Source organism: Streptomyces sp. NRRL S-337 (genome assembly GCF_000720175.1).
In the GTDB taxonomy this organism is placed as follows: domain Bacteria; phylum Actinomycetota; class Actinomycetes; order Streptomycetales; family Streptomycetaceae; genus Streptomyces; species Streptomyces siderophoricus.
Window position 1 is genome coordinate 1 of sequence record NZ_JOIX01000165.1, and the last position, 1,540, is coordinate 1,540.

The following is a 1,540-nucleotide window of genomic DNA, read 5'->3' on the forward strand; positions in this document are numbered from 1 at the left end:
GAGATCTACACTATCCTCTTCGTCGGCAGCGTCAGATGTGTATAAGAGACAGCCCCTGCCCCGACCCCCGCCCCTTCCCATGCCCCTGACCCCGCCTCTGCCACGCCGTCCGTCCCCACCCCGTTGCCGGAACTCTCCGCCAGCCCCATCCCCGACTTCGCGCCCGCCGACGCTCCCCGCCCCGACCCGGGCCGCGGCCTCCCCGACCCCGAAGAGACGTTCGCCACCGTCGCACTGCTGGACATCCCCGACGACGCGCCCGTACTCCACACCATCACCTGCGGCCATCCCCCCGCCCTGCTCCTACGTGGCGGGGCGGCCCTCACCCTCCACCCAGAGCGGCCGGCGCTGCCCATCGGTCTGGGCGGCTTGCCGGGCGCCCCCGCCTACGAGGTCGAGACGTTCCCGTTCGAGCCGGGCGATCAACTGCTCCTCTACACGGACGGCGTGACCGAGGCCCGGGACGCCCAGGGCGCCTTCTACCCGCTCGCCGACCGTGCCGGCGCCTGGAGCGGCTGCAGCCCGCACCAGCTTCTGCGGCACCTGCGAGCGGATCTACTGGCGCATACCCGCGGCAAGCTGGGCGACGACGCCGCTGCCGTCGCCGTACGACGCCTCCCCGCACCCCCGCCCGCCGCCCCATGACGCCGCCCCACGCCTACCCCCCATCGACGGCCCGAACGGCCCCCATCAGCCCCGAACAACCCCCGTCACCGACGCCACGGCACTCCTGTGTCATCTCATAGACGCCCCAACCGGAACCCCTACTCCCGCCGACCCACCCAACCGGAACCCCTCCCCACTCCCACCGGCCGACCGACCGCGCGCCCATGGCCCTGAATATGCCCACAAACCACCCCATAAGCCCCAGCCTTTCCCCCTGACGCTTCCTCAGCGCCGCCCCACTTGATAGACACGTCCGAATCATCCGCAAGTGGTATGGACGCGCACCATGAACGACCGCAACACCCCGGACGACCACATAGCCGAGCCGTCCGAGATCTTCGAGTTCGACCTCACCGCCCACGAAGCCCGACGGCGGGCCGAAGTCGTCGCGGCGCTGGGCGACACCTGGGACCCCCTCACGGTGATGGAGGACGAGGCGGCAGCCCACCGGCTCCTCTACTCGGACCTGGACGCCGACCAGCAGGCCACCTACGACATGCTGGTCGCCGCCAACGTGCTGCCGCCTTCCGAGCAGGGCTGAGCATGCTGCCGCTCGACCCCACCGCCGACATCGGCCGCCGGGCCTGGATCCCGTGCCCCCGCTGCGAGGACCACCAGGGCTGCGGAACCTGCCTCGACGGCCGCACCTGCCCGACCCACTGGCGCTATCTCCTCTCCAACAAAGGCAGCGTGCTCCACCTGCAGTGCCCCAACTGCACCCATCTATGGACCTGGCAATCCGGCTTCGGCGCAGCCGGCCACCCCACCCCCTGACAGCAGGCCCACCACCGCCGACCGCACCTCACTCCAGGACCCCGACAAGCCGGAGCGCCCGCCCGACCGACCCCACCCCGCCCCGGCCCCTCCTCCACCT

General features: G+C 71.4%; 3 protein-coding genes. All 3 read left to right on the forward strand.

What is annotated here, in order from left to right; all coding sequences use genetic code 11:
• Positions 1 to 123 precede the first annotated feature (123 nt).
• Complete coding sequence (locus IG62_RS0140855) at positions 124 to 645, forward strand: PP2C family protein-serine/threonine phosphatase (RefSeq protein ID WP_078872539.1); 522 nt, start codon at positions 124 to 126, stop codon at positions 643 to 645.
• A 307-nt stretch (positions 646 to 952) separates the two neighbouring features.
• Positions 953 to 1,207 carry a DUF6400 family protein gene (locus IG62_RS0140860; protein ID WP_030816338.1) on the forward strand — a complete coding sequence of 85 codons (255 nt, stop codon included), beginning with the start codon at positions 953 to 955 and terminating at the stop codon, positions 1,205 to 1,207.
• Between the two features lie 2 nt (positions 1,208 to 1,209).
• The gene (locus tag IG62_RS0140865; protein ID WP_030816340.1) at positions 1,210 to 1,440 is read left to right on the forward strand and encodes a hypothetical protein; all 231 of its coding nucleotides are present in this window, start codon (positions 1,210 to 1,212) and stop codon (positions 1,438 to 1,440) included.
• Positions 1,441 to 1,540 lie beyond the last annotated feature (100 nt).